This is a genomic window from Burkholderia sp. Bp9012 (assembly GCF_003853825.1).
Taxonomy (GTDB): domain Bacteria; phylum Pseudomonadota; class Gammaproteobacteria; order Burkholderiales; family Burkholderiaceae; genus Burkholderia; species Burkholderia diffusa.
On sequence record NZ_QTQA01000011.1, the window covers coordinates 22,927 to 43,468 of the forward strand.

18 protein-coding genes, 1 tRNA gene and 1 pseudogene are annotated in these 20,542 nt (G+C 65.1%); 13 read left to right on the forward strand and 7 right to left on the reverse strand.

The window, feature by feature from the left end:
- Positions 1-253 precede the first annotated feature (253 nt).
- From DIE11_RS16745 to bamC, 3 genes are all read left to right on the forward strand, one after another.
- On the forward strand, positions 254-967 hold the full coding sequence (locus DIE11_RS16745; protein ID WP_059608573.1) for a bifunctional 2-polyprenyl-6-hydroxyphenol methylase/3-demethylubiquinol 3-O-methyltransferase UbiG: 714 nt from the start codon (positions 254-256) through the stop codon (positions 965-967).
- 171 nt (positions 968-1,138) lie between these two features.
- Positions 1,139-1,215: transfer RNA gene (locus tag DIE11_RS16750), tRNA-Pro, on the forward strand.
- Between the two features lie 141 nt (positions 1,216-1,356).
- Positions 1,357-2,565, forward strand: a complete 1,209-nt coding sequence (bamC, locus tag DIE11_RS16755; RefSeq protein WP_124625656.1) for an outer membrane protein assembly factor BamC — start codon at positions 1,357-1,359, stop codon at positions 2,563-2,565.
- Positions 2,566-2,883: 318 nt separating this feature from the next.
- Here the strand turns inward: bamC and DIE11_RS36365 are convergent, their stop codons facing one another.
- From DIE11_RS36365 to DIE11_RS16775, 4 genes are all read right to left on the reverse strand, one after another.
- Positions 2,884-3,153, reverse strand: coding sequence for a hypothetical protein (locus DIE11_RS36365; protein ID WP_185633773.1), 270 nt, complete (start codon positions 3,151-3,153; stop codon positions 2,884-2,886).
- 133 nt (positions 3,154-3,286) lie between these two features.
- Entirely contained in the window at positions 3,287-3,544 is a 258-nt protein-coding gene (locus tag DIE11_RS16765) for a hypothetical protein (RefSeq protein WP_059608571.1), read from the reverse strand.
- A 136-nt stretch (positions 3,545-3,680) separates the two neighbouring features.
- A complete protein-coding gene (locus DIE11_RS16770) occupies positions 3,681-3,959 on the reverse strand; it encodes a hypothetical protein (protein ID WP_059608570.1) in 279 nt (92 codons plus the stop codon).
- Between the two features lie 215 nt (positions 3,960-4,174).
- On the reverse strand, positions 4,175-4,891 hold the full coding sequence (locus DIE11_RS16775) for a YdcF family protein (RefSeq protein ID WP_124625979.1): 717 nt from the start codon (positions 4,889-4,891) through the stop codon (positions 4,175-4,177).
- Positions 4,892-5,048: 157 nt separating this feature from the next.
- Between DIE11_RS16775 and DIE11_RS16780 the strand changes: the two genes are divergently transcribed.
- Positions 5,049-5,366, forward strand: coding sequence for a hypothetical protein (locus DIE11_RS16780; RefSeq protein WP_059510817.1), 318 nt, complete (start codon positions 5,049-5,051; stop codon positions 5,364-5,366).
- 180 nt (positions 5,367-5,546) lie between these two features.
- On the opposite strand, the gene DIE11_RS36935 is transcribed toward DIE11_RS16780, so the two are convergent.
- Entirely contained in the window at positions 5,547-5,798 is a 252-nt protein-coding gene (locus DIE11_RS36935; protein ID WP_124625657.1) for a hypothetical protein, read from the reverse strand.
- 198 nt (positions 5,799-5,996) lie between these two features.
- Positions 5,997-6,392: pseudogene (locus DIE11_RS16790) on the reverse strand (transposase); the annotation flags it as partial.
- Between the two features lie 430 nt (positions 6,393-6,822).
- Between DIE11_RS16790 and DIE11_RS16795 the strand changes: the two are divergent.
- From DIE11_RS16795 to truB, 9 genes are all read left to right on the forward strand, one after another.
- Positions 6,823-7,725, forward strand: a complete 903-nt coding sequence (locus tag DIE11_RS16795; RefSeq protein ID WP_059608567.1) for a LysR family transcriptional regulator — start codon at positions 6,823-6,825, stop codon at positions 7,723-7,725.
- Between the two features lie 64 nt (positions 7,726-7,789).
- Positions 7,790-8,992 (forward strand): pyridoxal phosphate-dependent aminotransferase, encoded by a 1,203-nt coding sequence (locus DIE11_RS16800; RefSeq protein ID WP_124625659.1) that lies wholly within the window; start codon positions 7,790-7,792, stop codon positions 8,990-8,992.
- 260 nt (positions 8,993-9,252) lie between these two features.
- Positions 9,253-10,275 (forward strand): SMC-Scp complex subunit ScpB, encoded by a 1,023-nt coding sequence (scpB, locus tag DIE11_RS16805; protein WP_124625661.1) that lies wholly within the window; start codon positions 9,253-9,255, stop codon positions 10,273-10,275.
- A gap of 60 nt (positions 10,276-10,335) precedes the next feature.
- On the forward strand, positions 10,336-12,066 hold the full coding sequence (gene rluB / locus DIE11_RS16810; RefSeq protein ID WP_124625663.1) for a 23S rRNA pseudouridine(2605) synthase RluB: 1,731 nt from the start codon (positions 10,336-10,338) through the stop codon (positions 12,064-12,066).
- Between the two features lie 419 nt (positions 12,067-12,485).
- Positions 12,486-12,944 (forward strand): ribosome maturation factor RimP, encoded by a 459-nt coding sequence (gene rimP, locus DIE11_RS16815; protein ID WP_014897219.1) that lies wholly within the window; start codon positions 12,486-12,488, stop codon positions 12,942-12,944.
- Positions 12,944-14,419: a transcription termination factor NusA gene (gene nusA, locus DIE11_RS16820; protein WP_124625665.1), complete on the forward strand. Its 1,476-nt coding sequence runs from the start codon at positions 12,944-12,946 to the stop codon at positions 14,417-14,419. Before rimP ends, nusA begins: the two co-directional genes overlap by 1 nt.
- 91 nt (positions 14,420-14,510) lie before the next feature.
- Positions 14,511-17,432 carry a translation initiation factor IF-2 gene (gene infB, locus DIE11_RS16825; RefSeq protein WP_059608562.1) on the forward strand — a complete coding sequence of 974 codons (2,922 nt, stop codon included), beginning with the start codon at positions 14,511-14,513 and terminating at the stop codon, positions 17,430-17,432.
- A 190-nt stretch (positions 17,433-17,622) separates the two neighbouring features.
- Positions 17,623-17,943 carry a 30S ribosome-binding factor RbfA gene (gene rbfA, locus DIE11_RS16830; protein ID WP_409360411.1) on the forward strand — a complete coding sequence of 107 codons (321 nt, stop codon included), beginning with the start codon at positions 17,623-17,625 and terminating at the stop codon, positions 17,941-17,943.
- A gap of 14 nt (positions 17,944-17,957) precedes the next feature.
- Entirely contained in the window at positions 17,958-18,890 is a 933-nt protein-coding gene (truB, locus tag DIE11_RS16835; protein ID WP_124625669.1) for a tRNA pseudouridine(55) synthase TruB, read from the forward strand.
- An 89-nt stretch (positions 18,891-18,979) separates the two neighbouring features.
- Here truB and DIE11_RS16840 read toward each other — a convergent pair whose 3' ends face one another.
- A complete protein-coding gene (locus DIE11_RS16840; protein ID WP_124625671.1) occupies positions 18,980-20,539 on the reverse strand; it encodes a DHA2 family efflux MFS transporter permease subunit in 1,560 nt (519 codons plus the stop codon).
- Between the last annotated feature and the right edge of the window lie 3 nt (positions 20,540-20,542).

The following is a 20,542-nucleotide window of genomic DNA, read 5'->3' on the forward strand; positions in this document are numbered from 1 at the left end:
CGGCAAAGCGGAGATGTGCCATATCGATCGGCATGCAGTCGGACGATGTGCCGTGCGCGTTGATCTCGCGCCGGGCAAGCGCACGGTAGCGATCCGCGACGAATCGGCCATCGTCCTTTTCGATTAAGGCGCGACACAGGTTGCCCGTGCGAATCGCGCAACTTGCCGCACGTGCGACGGCGGCGGCGCGGTAAGATCGGCGTCAGTGGCTGGATGGATCACAAAGCATGGTGGCCGACACGGGGGAGGCGTCATGGATCTGAAGGAGCTCGACGTACTGGGAGCGGATGTAGGCGATCACTGGTACTACGCGTCGAAGGCGAGCGCGATCCGTCGGTTTCTGGGCACGTCGGACGCGAACCGCATACTCGACGTCGGTGCCGGCTCGGGCTTCTTTTCGAAGCATTTGCTCGAGCGCACGCAGGCGACGGAAGCATGGTGTGTCGATACGAGCTATGCCGACGATACTGACGGGGAGGCGGCCGGCAAGCCCGTCCATTTTCGCCGTGCCGTCGATCGATTCGATGCCGATCTCGTGCTGCTGATGGATGTCCTTGAGCACGTCGACGACGATGTCGGGTTGCTTGCCCGCTACGTGGCGGGGGCGCCGAAGGGCAGCCGGTTCCTGATCACGGTTCCCGCGTTTCAGTTCCTGTGGAGCGCGCATGACGATTTTCTCGAGCACAAGCGCAGGTATACGCTCGCCGGTCTCGAAGACGTCGCGCGTCGTGCGGGGCTGGAGGTCGAGCGCGGCGCGTATTATTTCGGCCTCACGTTCCCGCTCGCGGCGGCATTGCGACTGAGCGAGCGGGCGCGTCGACAACCGCGCGAACCGGCGTCGCAGTTGCGCCGGCACCATCCGGTCGTCAACGGTTTGCTCAAGCTGATCTGCCGAGCCGAGCTACCGATGTTCCGGTTCAACCGGGTGGCGGGCCTCACGGTCATCTGTGTCGCGCGTCGACGGTAAGCATGCGGCGGATCGCATGGCCGGAGCGTGACGAGCGGGATGCATGTTGCCGCCCGTATCGAAGCCGTCTTGTCCCGTTTGATCATGTCGCAAAAAATTTCACGGGAACATGCACAAAATGCATGCGACCCGTTCTAAACCGGCCAACTGTCTGTTATAATTTTTTTCTTTCGGGGCGTAGCGCAGCCTGGTAGCGTACCTGCATGGGGTGCAGGTGGTCGGAGGTTCAAATCCTCTCGCCCCGACCAGACAAAGAACCCGCGTCAGTTCAGGCTGACGCGGGTTTTTTCTTGCCGGTCGCTTTTTTGCACATCCCGGCGCGGCCCCGGTAAAATGCAAGGTTGATCCACGGAAAGCGCCGTGATTTAGCGGAAGAGGATTCCCCGAACATGACTGATCTTCGTCTTACCATGCGGTTTGCTGCAGTGCTCGCCACCGGCGCGCTCGTTGCCGGTTGCGGTACGTCGTCGCCCACGAAAGTGGACTACAAGAGCGATTCGAAATCGAAGGAAGCGTCGCTCGCAGTGCCGCCCAACATGCTCGACGAGACGGCCGATCAGCGTTCGCTGCCGCCACAGGGCGGCGCGACTTCCCTGTCCGCGCTTCAGCAGGTGCAGCACGCGGCGCCCGCGACGGACACCGTCGCGCCCGCCGTGACCGGCATGCATATTCAGCGCGATGGCACCGAGAGCTGGCTCGTGATCGACAGCAAGAAGCCCGCCGACATCTGGCCGCAAGTTCGCCGTTTCTGGCAGGAGCAGGGCTTCCTGCTCGTCGTCGACCAGCGCGACAAGGGCGTGATGGAAACCGACTGGAACGAAACCCATCCGCAGATCAACGACGGCCTGATCCGCAGCGTGATCTCCAAGGCGATGGGCAATTCGTACGTGACCGCCGAGCGCAACAAGTACCGCACGCGCCTCGATTCGGCGCCGAACGGCGGCACCTACGTGTTCATCAGCCAGAAGGGCATGCGCGAGGCGATCACCGGCGCGAACAACGATTCGAGCAAGTGGGAAGCGAAACCGAACGATCCGGCGCTCGAGACCGAATACCTGAAGCGGTTGATGGCGGTGCTCGCACAGAACGATCAGCGCGCGAAGAATGGCGAGCCGCCGATCGCGAACATCAACGACAACACGGTGCCGAAGGACAAGAAGGCGGATACCGACGCATCGAAGGCCGCCGCCGCTGCGATCGCTGCGCAGAACGTCGCGCGTACGTCGTCGCAAGCGAACGACGTCGATTCGGCCGCGGTGCCGTCCGAAGTCACGCTCGGCGAGCCGTACGACCGGTCGTGGCTGCATGTCGGCCTCGCACTCGATCGCGCGAACTTCACGGTTGACGATCGCGATCGCACGAAGGGTCTGTTTTTCGTGCGTTATGTCGATCCGAAGGATCTCAGCTCGGCCGAGCAGGGCTTCTGGAGCCAGCTGTTCCACGGCAAGAAGGAAAAGCAGGCGAAGCAGTATCGCGTCAACGTGAAGGCGCTGACGCCCGACCAGACGCGTGTGGCAGTCGTCGATGACTCGGGCGCGATCGATACGTCGGGTCCGGCCCGGCAGATCATGGGGCTGCTCGTGAATCAGCTGCGCTGATCGCGGTACGCTCCCGCTCATCGAAAAAGCCCGCCTTCCGGCGGGCTTTTTTTATGGTCGCGCGCGCCTGCCGATTCTGGTGTGTGTCGGACGTTCGTGTCCCTCTCTCGTGACGTTACGTAACATTCGCGCGTTACGGCGGCGGAACGGGTGTTACATCGTCGTGACCACGAAAAATATCCTTATGGATCAAAGGCATGTTTTCGAAAGTGCACCTGGCACGCAAACTGCTTTATATGTGGGAATCGTTAGGACAGGGAGGATGGCGTCAGAGACCGGGCGGGCGTCGCGAGCGCCCGAACAACGGTTTCGACGTCTTCAGATGCCAGCGCTGCGAGCGCTGGCGTAACCGATGACGACCCGCGCCGCGCGCGGGTCTCGATGGCCCCGTCGCCTATCCTCGTAGGGCGACGGTTTCGCCCGCGCTTCTTCTGAAGCGCGGGCAATTTTTTTGGTGCGGCCGAAATGCGAGGCATGGCGATCCGGCGGGTGCTGGATTCGCTGATTCGCAATCGTTTCTGAATTGTGGGGGGGCGTTGGCGCGTGTTCGTCGAGCGCCGCGACGGCCAGGTCGCTTTGGCCGTGCATGCGCGTTCCGCGCACATTCCGGCTTGTCGCGAAGCAGCCTGGGACTGGATTGATCGGCCCGGGATCCGTGTGCTGTCGAAGCTCGCGTGAGCAGGGTGGTGCGGCCGGACGTGTTGCCGGCCGCCGCGACGCGTCAGTGCGACGTGTCGGGTACGTCGAGAATCAGGATGATCGTCCAGTCGGCGTCGCCGTCGTGGTGATACTGGCGTTCGGCGACGATGAACGGTTGCTGCTTGCCTTGCGGGCCGAGGAACAGCACGTCGCCCTCCATCGGCAGGCACTCGATCGGCGGCAGCGCGAGGAAGGCGTCTTCCGAGCCGCGCGGCATCAGTTGCTTGATCTTGCGAGTGGCTGCTTCGGTCCACTCGATGTCGAGTTGAATGTTGCTCATGCTGTCCTCCGCACCGGGGTGCGCACGGGTGGAAAATTTCGGTGCGCGACTTTAGCACAGCGCGCAGGCGCCGCAACCAAAAAAGCCGAACCCGGTTGCCCGGATTCGGCCTTTCGCTTGTGCGGTGCCGCCGAACTTACTGGCTGGCAGCGTCTGCCGGAGCGGCCTTGGCGGCCTTCTTGCCAGCCTTCTTCGCTGCCTTGTGGTGAGCGGCCTTCTTGCCGTGGTGCTCTTCCTGAGCCGCCGGCTGTGCAGCCTCGGCTGCTTGCTGCTGTTGCAGTGCCTGTGCGCGCTGCTCGATCTCGGCGATCTTGGCCGGGTCGGTGATGGTCTGGATTTGCGTGCTCTCTTGCGCATACGCTGCGCCAGTCAGCGCCGACATCGCGACCAGAATAGCCAGGGACGTCTTCTTCATTGCTTTACCTCCGCTAAGTGGTGATGAACCCGAATGTTGCCGTTTTGTCTGGCGACTGCAATCGAGTGCGTGTCGAGTGTAACAAAAGTGACGGATCAATGTGCACCGGATCGCCGTGCAGCGCAAGGCCCCGTTGAAGTCGCGCAACACTTCGTGCACTCCGTCATGCGCATGCCATCCGGGGGGAGGCGCCGTCGTTTTTGCACGCGTCGCCATCAAAACCAGCCGAGCCATCGGTAGACGTGGAACTGCGCGATGCCGATCAACTCGTGCAATACCAGATCCGCGTCTTCCAGGTTCTGCCAGCGGGGCAGCCAGCCCGTTTGCGCGCGCCGGTGGGTGGAATAAACGGGCTGCGGATCGATGCCGAAGCGGCGGAAATCGAGCAATGCGCGGCGCATCTGGTAGGACGACGCGACGAGAATGCGCGAGTCGTCATGTTGTGAGCGTAGTATAGAAGCGGTGAATTTCGCATTTTCATAGGTGGTGCGGCTGTTCGGCTCGAGTAAGAGGTCGTTGCGAGCGACGCCTTCCGCGATCAGCCGGCGCCCGTAGACGGCCGCCTCGGTTTCGCCGTGATGTTGCGGGTCGCCGCCCGACATCACCACGGTGCAACGGGTGGCCTGCTCGCGGCACGTGCGGTAGAGCGCCGCGGTCGTGCGGATGCGTGCTTCCCCGTCGGGCGGCGGCCGCAAGCCGGTGTCGCTGTGCCGTGTGCCGATGCCGATGATGATCAGTGTGGTTCGGCCGTGCATGTCGGGGTGCTCGACCGGCGTCACGCCCGCCTCGGTCCATGCGATGAGCGGCGCGGTGAGCCAGCCTGTCGCGAGCAGCCAGATCAGCGCGACGCTCGCGATCGCGATGAGTCTTCGCCGCTTGCGGAAGAGCATGAAACCGATGAAGAGAAGTACAAATGAATCGAACAGAATCAATTTGATTGGGGTATGGTGTCTTTTTATGGACGGCTGACGATCCGGCCCTGACGCGACGCCGAACGTCGGCCCCCAGAATCGGTGGCGGTATCGGCGGGTGGAGCTCCCGCCCGGCGCGCCGCTTCGCATTGTCGCTGCACTTTAAGAAAGAATCGAGATGGCCACGTATTCCAACGAAGCGGTGCTCGACGCATTGAGACGAGTGCAGTACCGCCAGGTACCGTGGGCGCGCCGCCCGGGCGTGTTCGAGTATCTCCGGTCACTGGGGCTGATGGACACGGTCAGGCAGAAGACGGTTGCCCCCGCGCCGGGTTTCCATGCACCGGTCGACATCGCGGTGCTGACCGATAGTGGTCGGGCCGAATGCGCGCGACTCGAGCGCGACGAAAAATTACTTTCCTGGACCGATCGCCGTATGGACGACTACGCGTTAAGCGAAGCGAGCGCCGTGGCGATTCTCGAAAGCCGCCTGTAGCGGCGCACTCCTGACCTCGCGCCGTCGCCGGCGACACTCAAAAAAAAGCCCGTATCGCGAGGATACGGGCGTACCGGATACTTTTGCTGTTGCCACGCTGTGCTCATGGCAACGGATGTGACTTGTCGTATGTCGAGCAGTTCCCGAATTCGGGAATTTTCTTTGACGAAATCCTGTGGACTACGGATGACGCGGCATGTCCGTCGGTTGCGAGCCGATGCGCGCACGTGCGTTACTGGCGATGTCGCCGCGCAAATCGCCGCGCGGCACGGTCGGTCGATTGAGCGGCGTGGCGGGCGGTTGCTGGCGAAGGGTGTTTCGGTGATCCTGCTGGCGGTGAGGTGGCTTCGCGCGATCGTCGGCGTGAGCGGGGGCGGTCGACGCCAACGAAATGACAATGCCGCATGCGACGAGCAGTGACATTGGTTTCATGGCGGGGCTCCCTTCAAGCCATCGGCGCGGCTTGTTGATATGTCGCTAAGGTAAGCGAGGGAGTGCAGGCTAGCTGTAAATAATAGTAAATAGATGTATCGCGGCACGACAGCGGTAATCGACGACGCGGGCGCCGCGAAAAGCGCGTGGCGCCGAAAGAAGCCGGGCGGCCGAAGCCGCCCGATCGAGCATGCGTTACGCCATCTTCACGGGGGCGCGCCAGGATTCCGGATTGGTCCAGAAGGCGCCGCGCAATCGGTCGCGGCTCGGCGGTGCAGGCGGCTTCGCCGCGCTTGCCCCGATGCGCCCGCGCAGCGAGATCTGACGGCCGCTCGTGCCGAGGCGCTTGACGATTTCGGCGAGCGTACCGTCTGCCTGCCATTCGTCGAAGCGACGGCGGCAGGTCGGCGGCGACGGATAGCGACCCGGCAGCTTCGACCAGCCTTCACCCGTCGACAGTACCCACAGCACGGCGTTTACCACCGAGCGGGCCTCCACGCGGGGGCGGCCGCGCCGTTCACTGCGTGCGGGTTCCGAGCAAAACAGACCTTCGACCAGCGCCCACTCGTTATCTCTCAAATCGTCGAACAGCATCATGTCCTCACCTCAGCGAAGCTAACTCCGGTGCGCTGCCCTGCGCCGCGCACTCTTCAAGCACTCGAGCGTCGAGTGCCGGGTGGGGGCGTCCGGTTGACCGGCAGCGGCGTTTCTGCCTTCCGTCCGACTAAACCTGCGCCCTGTGCGTCAGGTAAAGCACGATGTGTGCCATGCCGGAGGCGATTCCCTCGAGAGCCGCTTGGCAGCGGGCTAACGGCTAAGTCAGCTAGGGGCGTATAAGACGCCAAAATAACCCGCCAGCAAATCAGGACAATCACCAATCTTGTGCAACTCGCCCGTGCCACGTGCGTTTCCGTGGATATTGCACCGCAGCGAAACATGTGTGGCCGGTGCCGGATTCGCACATCGGAGCCGATTTCGCGCATTAAAATCGTGCATCGATATCGACGATTGATGAGGTGAGGAGATGAACGTTACGCTGCGCCAGCTTCGCGTATTCATCGAGGTTGCGCGGCTGCGGAGCTTCAGTCGCGCGGGCGACGAGATCGGACTCACGCAGTCTGCGGTCAGTCGTTGCGTGCGCGAACTCGAGGCCGAGCTCGGGCTGAAGCTGATCGACCGGACGACCCGCGACGTGCAGTTGACCGACGTCGGGGTGAACCTGATCGCGAGCGTGTCCCGCCTGATCGACGATCTGGACGACACGCTGCGCGAGATTCGCGAGATCGGCGAGCAGCGGCGGGGACGCGTGATCGTCGCCGCGAGTCCGACGATTGCGTGCCGGCTGATGCCGCGCGTCGTCGCGGCCTGCGAGCGCCAGTTTCCGTTCGTCACGCTCGGCCTGCGCGACGACGTGCAGAGCGACGTGCTGCGAAAGGTGAAGTCGAGCGAGGTCGATTTCGGCGTCGTCATCGGGCCGCTCGCCGTTGCGGACCTCGTCTGCGAACCGCTGATGACCGACTCGTTCTGCCTGGTCGCGCGCGCCGATCATCCGCTCGCGGCGCGGGCCGAGGTGCCCTGGACGGCGCTCGACGGCGAGCGCCTCGTCCTGCTTGACCATGCGTCCGGAAGCCGGCCATTGATCGACGCCGCGCTGGCTGCCCATCGGGTGAACGCGACGGTCATGCAGGAGCTCGGGCATTCGGCGACGGTATTCGCGCTCGTCGAGGCTGGCGTCGGCGTGAGCGTGCAGCCGTGGCTGTCGCTGCCGCTGCCGGCGGGATCGTCGCTGGTTGCGCGGCCGCTGACGCCGCGTACCGAGCGCACCGTCGAGCTGGTGCGCCGCCGCGACCGGTCGCTGTCGCCGGCCGCGCAGGCGATCTGGGAACTCGCGCGCCAGATGCCGGCGCGGGCGGAAGACCTCGACTGAGGGTGCTGAACCGGCGCGCACACCGGTACACTGCGTGGATCGTGTTCCTCGGTGGCGGTTCTCGATGACGCATTCCGCAGATGTCGGCCCGGCGACGGGTGAGCCGACGGCACGCAGCGCGGTCCAGGCGCTGCGTCCGTCGCTGATCAGGGAAGTCGCGAACGCCGGCTTCGGCGTACCCGACGTGCTGCCGTTCTGGTTCGGCGAATCCGATCGCGTGACGCCGGCATTCATTCGCGACGCGGCTGCCGCGGCACTGCGCGACGGCGCAACCTTCTACACGCACAATCTCGGCACGATACCGTTGCGCAACGCGATTGCGGCCTATGTGAGCGCGCGTCACGGCGCGACCGAGGCCGATGCGATCGCCGTGACGAGTTCGGGCGTGAGCGCGCTGATGCTGGTCGCGCAGCTGCTGGTCGGCCCGGGCGATCGCGTCGTCGCGGTCACGCCGCTCTGGCCGAACCTCGTTGAAATCCCGAAGATACTCGGTGCACAAGTCGAGTGCATACCGCTCCGCCATGGTGATGCGGGCTGGGGGCTCGACATCGACCGGCTGCTCGCGGCGCTGACGCCAGGCACACGAATGCTGTTCGTGAACTCGCCGAACAATCCGACCGGCTGGGCGATGTCCTGCGACGACCAGCGCGCCGTGCTCGCGCATTGCCGGCGTCACGGCATCTGGGTCGTCTCCGACGAAGTGTACGAACGGCTCGCGTTCGTCGCAGACGGCGCGCCGTCGTTTCTCGACATCGCGTCGCGCGACGAGCGGGTCATCGTCGTGAATTCGTTCTCCAAGGCCTGGGCGATGACGGGCTGGCGGCTCGGATGGCTGGTCGCGCCGGCGTCGATCATGGGCGATCTGTCGAAGCTGGTCGAATACAACACGTCGTGCGCGCCGGGTTTCATCCAGGCCGCGGGGGAAGTCGCGCTGCGCGACGGCGAGCCGTTCGTGCAGTCGTTCGTTGCGGCGCTGCGTGCCGCACGTGACCACCTGGTTGCCGCGCTGCGCGCGTTGCCGGGCGTCGATGTGCCGCCTCCGCCGGGCGCGATGTACCTGTTCCTGCGTTTGCCGGGCGCGGACGACAGTCTCGCGTTTTGCAAGTCGCTGGTGCGCGAGGTCGGGCTTGGGCTGGCGCCGGGGCGCGCGTTCGGTCCGGAGGGGGAAGGGTTCGTGCGCTGGTGCTACGCGTGCGATCCGGTGCGGCTCGACGCGGGCGTCGAGCGCCTGCGGGCGTTCGTCGCGCGCGGCGCGGGCCGGCGTTGAGGCGGGACCGAGCTGCGGCGGCGGGTCGTTCGGCTCATCTTTACGCACCGGGCAATTTTGCGTAAGATGGCGCTCAGTCACGCGGTTCCGTCGTTGAGCCGTGCTGTTCCGTCCGGTTTGGGCCTGGCTTGAAGTTGGTTCGCCGCCCCCGGTTCGTGCTCCCATCAATATGACCGATCAGAATCGGGCGAGCGCGTCTTCCGTTCCTTTCGTCTGTTTGTTGATCCGGTTCGTTTGACCACAGGGTCTGGCCTAGCTGCATGAATACCCAAGAGGCGAAGATCGTCCTCGAGACTGCCTTGATCTGCGCGCAAGAACCGCTGAAACTCGGCGATTTGCGCAAGCTCTTTGCCGACGTCGTGTCGGCTGACACGGTCCGCACGTTGCTCGAAGATCTGAAACAGGATTGGTCCGGCCGCGGTGTCGAATTGGTGGCGCTGGCAACCGGATGGCGCTTTCAGAGCAAGCCGGCGATGCGCCAGTATCTGGACCGGCTGCATCCCGAGAAGCCGCCGAAATATTCGCGTGCGGTGCTCGAAACGCTCGCGATCATCGCGTATCGGCAACCCGTCACGCGCGGCGACATCGAAGAGATTCGCGGCGTCACGGTCAATACGCAGGTGGTCAAGCAGCTCGAGGATCGCGGCTGGATCGAGGTGATCGGGCATCGCGACGTGCCGGGACGTCCGGCGCTTTACGCGACGACCAAGCAGTTCCTCGACGATCTCGGACTGAAGGCGCTCGACGACCTGCCGGCGCTCGAGGAGCCGGCCGCGAACATCGAGGCTGCGTTGCTCGCGCAGCAGGCGATGGACTTCGACGGCGATGCGCCGGTAGCGGACGGGGTGCCGGAAGCCGGCGAAGCGGCGGCCGACGTGTCGCACATGCGGCCGGATGAATTGCCGGACGCCGCCGCGGCGGAAGGTACGTCGACGCAGGAAATGCCGAACCGCGATACGCTGGGAACTGATCGCGTTCAGATGGAACAGGGCGGCGCCGACGCAGCGCCGGCCGGCGGGCAGCCCGAGCCGCTGCGCGCGGAAGGGAACGAGGAAGATCGCAAGGCGACCGCCGACGCGGTTGCCGGAGACGGAGCGGAAGCGGCCGGCGACATGCCGGGCGAGGCTGGCCAGGCCGATGCCTCACGCGCCCGTCCCGCTGAGGGCGAGCTGCTGGACGATACGTCCGACAGCCTCGCCGACGCCGTACGCAGTGCGAGCGCGCCCATCGGCGCCGACGCACTGCCGGACGACGAAGCAGAACCCGAACAGCGCCGCGCCTGATTGCGGCCGACTTCTTGCCGCGCCCGAGCCGGGCGCGAGACCTGACATTTTGAGGTTGTTTTGACTGATATCCACGATATTGAATCGTCCGCGCCTGCCGTGCAGGCCGCGCGTGCCGACGATGCGCCGGAGCAGGATGCTCCGGCCACGGGTGGTGACGAGCGTCCCCGCCGCGGGCTGCGGCGCGGCCCGCGCAGCCTGATCGCGCGCCGCCGCGCGGCGGCCAAGTCGAAGGGCGATGGCGAGTCGCAGGGCGGCGAAGGCGCGGACGCGCAACCGGCCGCGGCCGCGGAAGCTCAGCCCGCACGCGCGCCGCGCAAGGAAGGCGCGGCCAAGGGCGGCCGCAAGCCGGCCGGTAAGCGTGAAGGTGCGGCCAAGGGTGCCCAGGGCGGGCAAGGCGGCCAGGGGCGGCGCGGCGGTTCGGCGAAGGCCGAGGGTGGCGCTGCGAAGGCCGAGGGCGGCGCAGCGAAGGCCGACGGCGACGCAGCGTCGCAGGACGACCTGTTTGCCTATGTGACGTCGCCGGCGTTCGATGCCGACAATTCGGCGGGCGGCAGCGGCGTACGTGCGCCGATGCTGCGTCGCGGCCGCAACCAGCCGACGAACAAGCGCGTGCTGTCGCCGGACGACGATGCGCCGAAGCTCCACAAGGTGCTCGCAGAAGCCGGCATGGGCTCGCGCCGCGAAATGGAAGAGCTGATCGTCGCCGGCCGCGTGTCGGTGAACGGTGAACCCGCGCACATCGGCCAGCGCATCATGCCGACCGACCAGGTCCGTATCAACGGCAAGCCGGTCAAGCGCAAGCTGCCGAACAAGCCGCCGCGCGTGCTGCTGTATCACAAGCCGACGGGCGAGATCGTCAGCCACGCGGACCCGGAAGGTCGTCCGTCGGTGTTCGATCGCCTGCCCCCGATGAAGACGGCGAAATGGCTCGCGGTGGGTCGTCTCGACTTCAACACCGAAGGTCTGCTGATGCTGACGACGTCGGGCGATCTCGCAAACCGTTTCATGCATCCGCGCTACAGCGTCGAGCGCGAGTATGCGGTGCGCGTCGTCGGCGAACTGTCCGAAGGGATGCGGCAGAAGCTGCTGCACGGCGTCGAACTCGATGACGGCCCGGCGAACTTCCTGCGCATCCGCGACGGCGGCGGCGAAGGCACGAACCATTGGTATCACGTCGCGCTGGCAGAAGGCCGCAACCGCGAAGTGCGCCGGATGTTCGAGGCGGCCGGCCTGATGGTGAGTCGCCTGATCCGTACCCGTCACGGTCCAATTCCGCTTCCGCGCGGCCTGAAGCGCGGTCGTTGGGAAGAGCTCGACGAAGCGCAGGTGCGCAAGCTGATGGCGACCGTCGGCCTCAAGGCGCCGTCCGAGGAAAAGGGCAAGCGTGGTGGTGGCGGGCAGGCCGAGCGCCGCCAACCGGATCCGATGCAGACATCGATGGGCTTCATCAGCCGCGAGCCGGTGCTGACCACGCATGGTCAGCTCGATCAGCCGCGTCGCGGTGGCGGTCGACGTGGCGCCCCGGGCTTGCCCGGCCTGAGCGGCTACGGCAGCCTGCCGGTTTCGCCGTCGGGCTATGGCAACCGCTCGGGTGGCGGTCGCGATGTCGATGGCAACCGCGCGTCGTATGGCGCCGGCCCCAAGCGTGAAGGCGCGGCCGGCAAGCGCAGCGGCGGCAAGGGCGGCAATCGCAATCCCAACGGCAATCGCGCCGAAGGCGCCGGCAACGGCGGTGGTGGCGCGCGCGGCGGCCAGCGTCCGCAGCGCAGTCGCTCGCGCAGTCGCTGAGCGTTTCCGGGCGGTCGGCGGCGTGAAGCCGCCGGTGTGCCGGCAATATCGGTGCGAGTCCGGTCGGGTCGGCACTTTGCCTTGCGTGGTTTGCTTTTGACTGTATATATATCGCGCTGCCGGATTGTGCCGCCTGGTCGGACAGTCCGGTTTCGCATTTTTGGTCGGTAAAGGCGGTCTGGACGCTGCTTTTACCGGCTGGCTTGGCGTTTGCGCCAAAAATCGCTATAATCGCGGAGTCGCTGGGCGTACGGATTCAATGTGCGGCTCAGGTGCGACCACCAGTAAGAAGATGGGCGTTCCGCCCATTTTTTTTTGCTGAAACGGTTAGGCATCTCGGGTAGCGCTTCCTGCGCCGGCTAAGGCGCGCGCCCGCGGGTGAATCGCGAGCGGCGGGCGCGAACACCTGAGAGGACACTGTGCAACTGACGGAACTGATAGAAACCACGGTCACCGGGCTCGGCTACGAGCTGGTGGATCTCGAGCGCACCGGGCGCGGCATGCTTTGCATCTATATCGATCAGCCTGCCGGCATCTCGCTCGAAGATTGCGAAAAGGTCACACGTCAGCTCCAGCACGTCTTGACGGTCGAAAACATCGATTACGAACGGCTCGAAGTCTCGTCCCCGGGGCTCGACCGCCCGTTGAAGAAGCTGGCCGACTTCGAGCGCTTCGCTGGCAGCGAAGTTTCCGTGACCTTGAAAAAGCCGCTGGACGGGCGCAAGACGTACCGGGGCATTCTGCACGCGCCGAATGGCGAAACGATCGGTTTGGAATTTGAGAGGAAGAAGGGCGAGGCAGCCATGCTGGATTTCACGCTGGCCGATATCGACAAAGCCCGCCTGATTCCGCAAGTTGACTTTAGGAGCCGCAAATAATGAGTCGCGAAGTTTTGATGCTGGTGGATGCGCTGGCGCGCGAGAAAAACGTCGACAAGGATGTGGTGCTGGGCGCCCTCGAGGCTGCGCTCGCGTCCGCGTCCAAGAAGCTGTTCGACGAAGGCGCCGAAATCCGCGTCCATATCGATCGCGAAAGCGGCGAGCACGAAACCTTCCGTCGCTGGCTCGTCGTGCCCGACGAGGCAGGCTTGCAGGAGCCGGATCGCGAGATCCTGCTGTTCGAAGCGCGTGAGCAGAAGCCCGACGTCGAAGTCGGCGAATTCATCGAGGAGCCGGTGCCGTCGATCGAGTTCGGCCGTATCGGCGCGCAGGCCGCCAAGCAGGTGATCCTGCAGAAGGTGCGCGACGCCGAGCGCGAGCAGATCCTGAACGACTACCTCGAGCGCGGCGAAAAGATCATGACGGGCACGGTGAAGCGCCTCGACAAGGGCAACTTCATCGTCGAATCGGGCCGTGTCGAAGCGCTGCTGCGCCGCGACCAGCTGATCCCGAAGGAAAACCTGCGCGTGGGTGACCGCGTGCGTGCATACATCGCGAAGGTCGACCGCACCGCGCGCGGCCCGCAGATCGAACTCTCGCGCACGGCGCCCGAGTTCCTGATGAAGCTGTTCGAGATGGAAGTGCCGGAAATCGAGCAGGGCCTGCTCGAGATCAAGGCAGCCGCTCGCGATCCGGGCGTGCGCGCGAAGATCGGCGTGATCGCCTACGACAAGCGGATCGACCCGATCGGCACCTGCGTCGGCATCCGCGGTTCGCGCGTGCAGGCCGTGCGCAACGAGCTCGGTGGCGAAAACATCGACATCGTGCTATGGTCCGAGGATCCCGCCCAGTTCGTGATCGGCGCGCTCGCGCCGGCAGCCGTCCAGTCGATCGTCGTCGATGAAGAAAAGCACTCGATGGACGTCGTCGTCGACGAGAACGAGCTGGCTGTCGCGATCGGCCGCAGCGGTCAGAACGTTCGCCTTGCCGGCGAGCTGACCGGCTGGCAGATCAATATCATGACGCCGGACGAATCCGCCCTGAAGCAGGGTGAAGAGCGCGATCGACTGCGTTCGCTGTTCATGGCGCGTCTCGACGTCGACGAAGAAGTTGCCGACATCCTGATCGACGAAGGCTTCACGAGCCTCGAAGAGATCGCTTACGTGCCGCTCAACGAAATGCTCGAAATCGAGGCGTTCGACGAGGACACCGTGCACGAGTTGCGCAACCGCGCACGCGACGCACTGTTGACGATGGCGATCGCGAACGAAGAAAAGGTCGAAAACGCAGCGCTGGATTTGAAGGGCCTCGACGGCGTGACGCCGGAGTTGCTCGCGAAGCTGGCCGAACACGGCATGCAGACGCGGGACGATCTCGCCGAGCTGGCTGTGGATGAACTGGTCGACATGACCGGGATGGAAGAGGATGCCGCTAAGGCGTTGATCATGAAAGCACGTGAACACTGGTTCCAGTGAGAAATGACCATGGCGCACTGATTTGATGGCGGCCGTATGGCCTGACCCGATGCTAACCGCAAGGAATCGGTCCTTGCACTAAGAGGAATGAATGGCGAGTAACAACGTAGCCCAATTTGCCGCGGAACTGAAAATGCCTGCTGGTGTGCTGCTCGAACAGCTGCAGGCAGCGGGCGTCCAGAAAGCGAGTGAAGACGATGCGCTGTCCGAGGCGGACAAGGCGCGTCTGCTCGATCATTTGCGCAAGTCGCACGGCGCAACCGACGGCGACAAGCGCAAGATCACGCTGACCCGCAAGCATACGTCGGAGATCAAGCAGTCTGACGCGACGGGCAAGGCTCGCACCATTCAGGTCGAGGTCCGCAAGAAGCGTACGTTCGTCAAGCGCGACGACGTGGCCGAGGGTGCGGAGCAGGGTCAGGCGCAGGTCGCCGAAGCGGATGACGATGCGGATCTGAAGCGTCGCGAGGAAGAAGCGCGCCGCGAGGCCGAGCTGCTCGAAAAGCAGGCGCAGGAACTGCGCGAGCGCCAGGAACGCCTCGAGCGCGAGGAAGCCGAGCGCCGTGCCCGCGAGGAAGCGGCCGAAGCCGAGCGCCGCCGTGCCGAGGAAGAAGCAGCGGCGAAGCGCGCCGCGGCCGAAGCCGCAGCGGCACAGCAGGCTGCGGCCCAGCAGGCCGCTGAAGCCAAGCAGGAAGCAACCGGTGCGCAGTCCGCGCAGGACGAAGCACGCGCGGCCGCCGAACGTGCGGCCCAGCGTGAAGCGGCGAAGAAGGCCGAGGACGCTGCCCGCGAGGCGGCCGACAAGGCGCGGGCCGAGCAGGAAGAGATTCGCAAGCGTCGCGAGGCGGCCGAGGCCGAAGCGCGCGCGATCCGCGAAATGATGAACACGCCGCGCAAGGCCGTGGTCAAGGCAGTCGAGCCGCCGAAGCCGGTGGAACCGCCGAAGCCGGCCGAAGCGAAGGGCACGCTGCACAAGCCGGCCAAGCCGGCAGGCGCAGGCGCGCAGGCACGTCCGGCCGTGAAGAAGCCGGCCGGCGCAGCGCCGGCGACGACGCAGGCACCGGCAGGCGCGGGCGACCGCAACAAGAAGCCGGGCGGCGGCAAGGGCGGCTGGCAGGACGACGCGGCCAAGCGCCGCGGCATCAAGACGCGCGGCGATTCGAGCGGTGGCGTCGACCGCGGTTGGCGCGGCGGCCCGAAGGGTCGCGGCCGTCACCAGGACAGCGCATCGACGTTCCAGGCACCGACCGAGCCGATCGTGCGTGAAGTGCACGTGCCGGAAACCATCTCGGTTGCCGATCTTGCACACAAGATGTCGATCAAGGCCTCCGAAGTCATCAAGGTGATGATGAAGATGGGCCAGATGGTCACGATCAACCAGGTGCTGGACCAGGAAACGGCGATGATCGTCGTCGAGGAACTGGGTCACCGCGCGGTCGCCGCGAAGCTGGACGATCCGGAAGCACTGCTGGTCGAAGGCGAGACCGGTACCGATGCGGAGCAACTGCCGCGTCCGCCGGTCGTCACCGTGATGGGTCACGTCGACCACGGCAAGACCTCGCTGCTCGACCACATCCGCCGCGCGAAGGTTGCAGCGGGCGAAGCGGGCGGCATTACGCAGCACATCGGCGCATATCACGTCGAAACGCCGCGCGGTGTCATCACGTTCCTCGATACGCCGGGTCACGAGGCGTTCACGGCAATGCGTGCACGCGGCGCGAAGGCGACCGACATCGTCGTGCTGGTGGTGGCTGCCGACGACGGCGTGATGCCGCAGACGAAGGAAGCCATCGCTCACGCGAAGGCGGGTGGCGTGCCGATCGTCGTGGCGATCAACAAGATCGACAAGCCGGAAGCGAACCCGGACCGCGTCAAGCAGGAACTGGTCGCGGAAGGCGTCGTGCCGGAAGAATACGGTGGCGATTCGCCGTTCGTGCCGGTGTCGGCGAAGACGGGTGCCGGTATCGACGACCTGCTCGAGAACGTGCTGCTGCAGGCCGAAGTGCTGGAACTGAAGGCACCGATCGAGGCGCCGGCCAAGGGCATCGTGATCGAAGCGAAGCTGGATAAGGGCAAGGGCCCGGTCGCGACGATCCTGGTGCAGTCCGGTACGCTGAACCGCGGCGACATCGTGCTGGCAGGCACGGCTTATGGCCGCGTGCGTGCGATGCTCGACGAGAACGGCAAGCCGACGAAGGAAGCCGGCCCGTCGATCCCGGTCGAAATCCAGGGTCTGTCGGAAGTGCCGGGTGCAGGCGAGGAAGTGATCGTGCTGCCGGACGAGCGCAAGGCGCGCGAAATCGCGCTGTTCCGCCAGGGCAAGTTCCGCGACGTCAAGCTGGCGAAGCAGCAGGCCGCGAAGCTGGAAAGCATGCTCGAGCAGATGGGCGAAGGCGAAGTGCAGAACCTGCCGCTCATCATCAAGGCGGACGTGCAGGGCTCGCAGGAAGCACTCGTGCAGTCGCTGCTCAAGCTGTCGACCGACGAAGTGCGCGTGCAGATCGTGCACAGCGCGGTGGGCGGCATCAGCGAAAACGACGTCAACCTCGCGACGGCATCGAAGGCGGTCATCATCGGCTTCAACACGCGTGCGGATGCACAGGCGCGCAAGCTGGCCGAAGCGAACGGTATCGACATTCGCTACTACAACATCATCTACGACGCAGTGGATGAGGTGAAGGCCGCGATGTCGGGCATGCTGGCGCCGGAGAAGCGCGAAGTCGTGACGGGCATGGTCGAGGTGCGCCAGGTGTTCAAGGTGCCGAAGGTCGGTACGGTTGCCGGCTGTATGGTCACCGACGGTATCGTCAAGCGTTCGTCGTCGGTTCGCGTGCTGCGCAATAACGTCGTGATCTTCACGGGCGAACTCGAATCGCTGAAGCGCTTCAAGGACGACGTGAAGGAAGTCAAGCAAGGCTTCGAGTGCGGTATGTCGGTGAAGAACTTCAACGACGTCATCGAAGGCGACCAGTTCGAAGTCTTCGAAGTGACTGAAGTCGCACGTACGCTGTAATCATCGCGTATCGGCTCGTGGGCGGGGCAGGCTTGAGCCTGTCCCGCCCATTTTCATGGTGGCGTGTCAATAGCGCGCCGCTTTATCCTGATAAACGGATCACGGATCGATCATGTCCAGGAAACGTACTTCCCCCAATCGCAACGTTCAGATTGCAGACCAGATTCAACGCGATCTGTCCGAACTCATCATGCGCGAGGTCAAGGACCCGCGCATCGGCATCGTGACCATCCAGAGTGTGGAGCTCACGCCGGACTACGCGCACGCGAAGGTCTATTTCACGGCGCTCACCGGCGATCCGGAGAAGACGCAGGAAGCGCTGAACCACGCATCGGGTCACCTGCACAACCTGCTGTTCAAGCGCCTGCACATCCATACGGTGCCGACGCTGCATTTCCATTACGACCAGACGATCGAAAAAGCGGTGGAAATGTCGCGCCTGATCAAGGAAGCCAACTCGACGCGCGCGAAGGACGACGACGAAGCCGACGCGCCTGCGAAGGGCGAGTGAGCGCGCGTGCCCCAATGACGACTGCAGCTCCTCAGCGTCCACGCGTGCCGCGGCGCGCGCTGGACGGCGTCCTTCTGCTCGACAAGCCGGTCGGCCTGTCGAGTAACGACGCCCTGATTCGCGCGAAGCGCCTGCTTCTCGCGAAGAAAGCCGGCCATACCGGCACGCTCGATCCGCTGGCCTCGGGTCTGTTGCCGCTGTGCTTCGGCGAGGCGACGAAGTTCTCGCAGGACTTGCTGGAAGCGGACAAGACCTACGAAGCGACGATGCGCCTCGGCGTGCGCACGACCACCGGCGATGCTGAAGGCGACGTGCTCGACACGCGCGCCGTCGAATGCGACCGGACTGCGGTGGAGGCGGCGCTCGCTCGCTTTACCGGCGAGATCGTGCAGGTGCCGCCGATGTATTCGGCGCTCAAGCGCGACGGCAAGCCGCTGTACGAATATGCGCGCGCGGGCCAGACCGTCGAACGGGAAGGCCGCAACGTGACGATCCATGCGCTCGACCTGCTGGCCTGCGAACTACCGGACGTGACGTTTCGCGTGACTTGCAGCAAGGGTACGTATGTGCGCACGCTGGCGGAGGATATCGGCGAGGCGCTCGGTTGCGGCGCGCATCTGACGATGCTGCGTCGCACGGGCGTCGGCGCTCTGACGCTCGAGCACGCGGTGACGCTGGACGCGCTGTCCGACGCCACCGAAGCAGCGCGCGACGCGTGGCTTCAGCCGGTCGACGCGCTGCTGTCGACGTTTCCGCTGGTGCGTCTCGACGAAGCCTGCGCGAAGCGGTTCCTGCATGGCCAGCGTCTGCCGCTGTCGGCGCTCGATCCGATCGACGCGGCAGAAGGCGAGCGGGTGCGCGTGTACGACGCGGTGCGGCTGCTCGGCGTCGCCCGCAAGGCAAACGGCGTGCTTGCGCCTGAACGTCTCGTCGTGACGGCTCAATGATGCACGGCGCGCTGGCGCCCATCGAAATGAAAAAAGCCCGGTCTCGACCGGGCTTTTTGCTGCGTGAGCGTGTGGGGGCGCGGGCCGGCTCAGTGTGCAGCCGACGCGGCCGCACCCGCATCGCCGCCGCCCGCGCGTTCGGGCTTCGTGATCCAGATCAGTCCGATCAGCAGCACGAAGATCGCCGCCGAGATGTAGAAGAGATCGTTCACGCCGAGCTGCGCGGCCTGCTGCGTGGCCATGTTGTTGATGAGGCCATGCGCCTGGTCCGGCGTCAGCCCGAGGTTGCCCATCTGCGTGACGGCCTGGTTGAACGTCGGGTTGTACGGATTGGTCTGCTCGACCAGTTGCGCGTGATGGAAGTTGTTGCGGTGATCCCACGCGGTCTGGAAGATCGACGTGCCGATACCGCCGCACATGATCCGCACGAAGTTCGACAGGCCCGATGCCGCGGGAATGCGGTGGCCGGGCAGGCCGGACAGCGTGATCGACACGAGCGGAATGAAGAAGCCCGCCATCGCGATGCCTTGCACGAGCGTCGGCAACGTCAGCGACCACTCGTCGACGCCTGTCGTGTAACGCGAGCGCATCCAGAAACACAGCGCGAACGTGAGAAACGCGGCGGTCGCGATGTAGCGTGGATCCGTGCGCGGCAGGAACTTGCCGGTCAGTGGCGACAGCAGGATCGCGAACAGTCCGACCGGCGCCATGACCAGGCCTGCGTCGGTTGCCGTGTAGCCGATCTGGGTTTGCAACCAGAGCGGTAGCAGCACGAGGTTGCCGAAGTAGAGGCCGTAACCGACCGCGAGCGCGATCGTGCCGCCCGTGAAGTTGCGCATCCGGAACAGCGACAGGTCGACGACCGGATGTTCGGCAGTCAGCTCCCAGATCACGAAGAACGCGAACGAGATGAGTGCGATCAGCGCAAGCGCGATGATCGTCGTCGACGCGAACCAGTCGAGATCCTTGCCCTTGTCGAGCATGATCTGCAGCGAGCCGACCCACAGCACGAGCAGCGCGAGACCGACCCCGTCGATCGGCGCGCGGCGCACCGTCGATTCGCGTGTCCGATAGATCGACCACGTGGCGAGCGCGGCGGCGATGCCGACCGGGATGTTCACGTAGAAGATCCACGGCCACGAATAGTTGTCCGAGATCCAGCCGCCGAGAATCGGCCCGGCGACCGGCGCGATCAGCGTCGTCATCGACCATAGCGCGAGCGCCATTGGCGCTTTCGCGCGTGGGTAGCTCGACAGCAGCAGCGATTGCGACAGCGGAATCATCGGCCCGGCGACCGCGCCCTGCAGCACGCGCGACGCGAGCAGGAACGGCAGGCTGGGTGCGAGGCCGCACATCCACGACGAGATGACGAACAGGATGATCGACGCGAGGAACAGGCGAACCTGTCCGAACCGGTCGGTCAGCCAGCCCGTGAGCGGCACGGAGATCGCGTTCGCGACCGCGAACGACGTGATGACCCACGTGCCCTGGTCGGACGACACGCCGAGGTCGCCCGAGATGGTCGGGATCGCGACGTTCGCGATGGACGTGTCGAGCACGTTCATGAACACCGCGAGCGATACCGCGATCGTCCCGAGCACGAGTTGCCCGCCTTGCAGCGGCGGGTGGGAGACAGGAGCCTGTGCCATGTC

Excerpts from the sequence above, each read along its gene's own strand:
- DIE11_RS16745 (WP_059608573.1), top strand. The coding sequence starts at position 254 with ATGGATCTGAAGGAGCTCGACGTACTGGGAGCGGATGTAGGCGATCAC.
- bamC (WP_124625656.1), top strand. The coding sequence starts at position 1,357 with ATGACTGATCTTCGTCTTACCATGCGGTTTGCTGCAGTGCTCGCCACC.
- DIE11_RS36365 (WP_185633773.1), bottom strand. The coding sequence starts at position 3,153 with ATGCACGGCCAAAGCGACCTGGCCGTCGCGGCGCTCGACGAACACGCG.
- DIE11_RS16765 (WP_059608571.1), bottom strand. The coding sequence starts at position 3,544 with ATGAGCAACATTCAACTCGACATCGAGTGGACCGAAGCAGCCACTCGC.
- DIE11_RS16770 (WP_059608570.1), bottom strand. The coding sequence starts at position 3,959 with ATGAAGAAGACGTCCCTGGCTATTCTGGTCGCGATGTCGGCGCTGACT.
- DIE11_RS16780 (WP_059510817.1), top strand. The coding sequence starts at position 5,049 with ATGGCCACGTATTCCAACGAAGCGGTGCTCGACGCATTGAGACGAGTG.
- DIE11_RS36935 (WP_124625657.1), bottom strand. The coding sequence starts at position 5,798 with ATGAAACCAATGTCACTGCTCGTCGCATGCGGCATTGTCATTTCGTTG.
- DIE11_RS16795 (WP_059608567.1), top strand. The coding sequence starts at position 6,823 with ATGAACGTTACGCTGCGCCAGCTTCGCGTATTCATCGAGGTTGCGCGG.
- DIE11_RS16800 (WP_124625659.1), top strand. The coding sequence starts at position 7,790 with ATGACGCATTCCGCAGATGTCGGCCCGGCGACGGGTGAGCCGACGGCA.
- scpB (WP_124625661.1), top strand. The coding sequence starts at position 9,253 with ATGAATACCCAAGAGGCGAAGATCGTCCTCGAGACTGCCTTGATCTGC.
- nusA (WP_124625665.1), top strand. The coding sequence starts at position 12,944 with ATGAGTCGCGAAGTTTTGATGCTGGTGGATGCGCTGGCGCGCGAGAAA.
- infB (WP_059608562.1), top strand. The coding sequence starts at position 14,511 with ATGGCGAGTAACAACGTAGCCCAATTTGCCGCGGAACTGAAAATGCCT.
- rbfA (WP_409360411.1), top strand. The coding sequence starts at position 17,623 with ATGCGCGAGGTCAAGGACCCGCGCATCGGCATCGTGACCATCCAGAGT.
- truB (WP_124625669.1), top strand. The coding sequence starts at position 17,958 with ATGACGACTGCAGCTCCTCAGCGTCCACGCGTGCCGCGGCGCGCGCTG.
- DIE11_RS16840 (WP_124625671.1), bottom strand. The coding sequence starts at position 20,539 with ATGGCACAGGCTCCTGTCTCCCACCCGCCGCTGCAAGGCGGGCAACTC.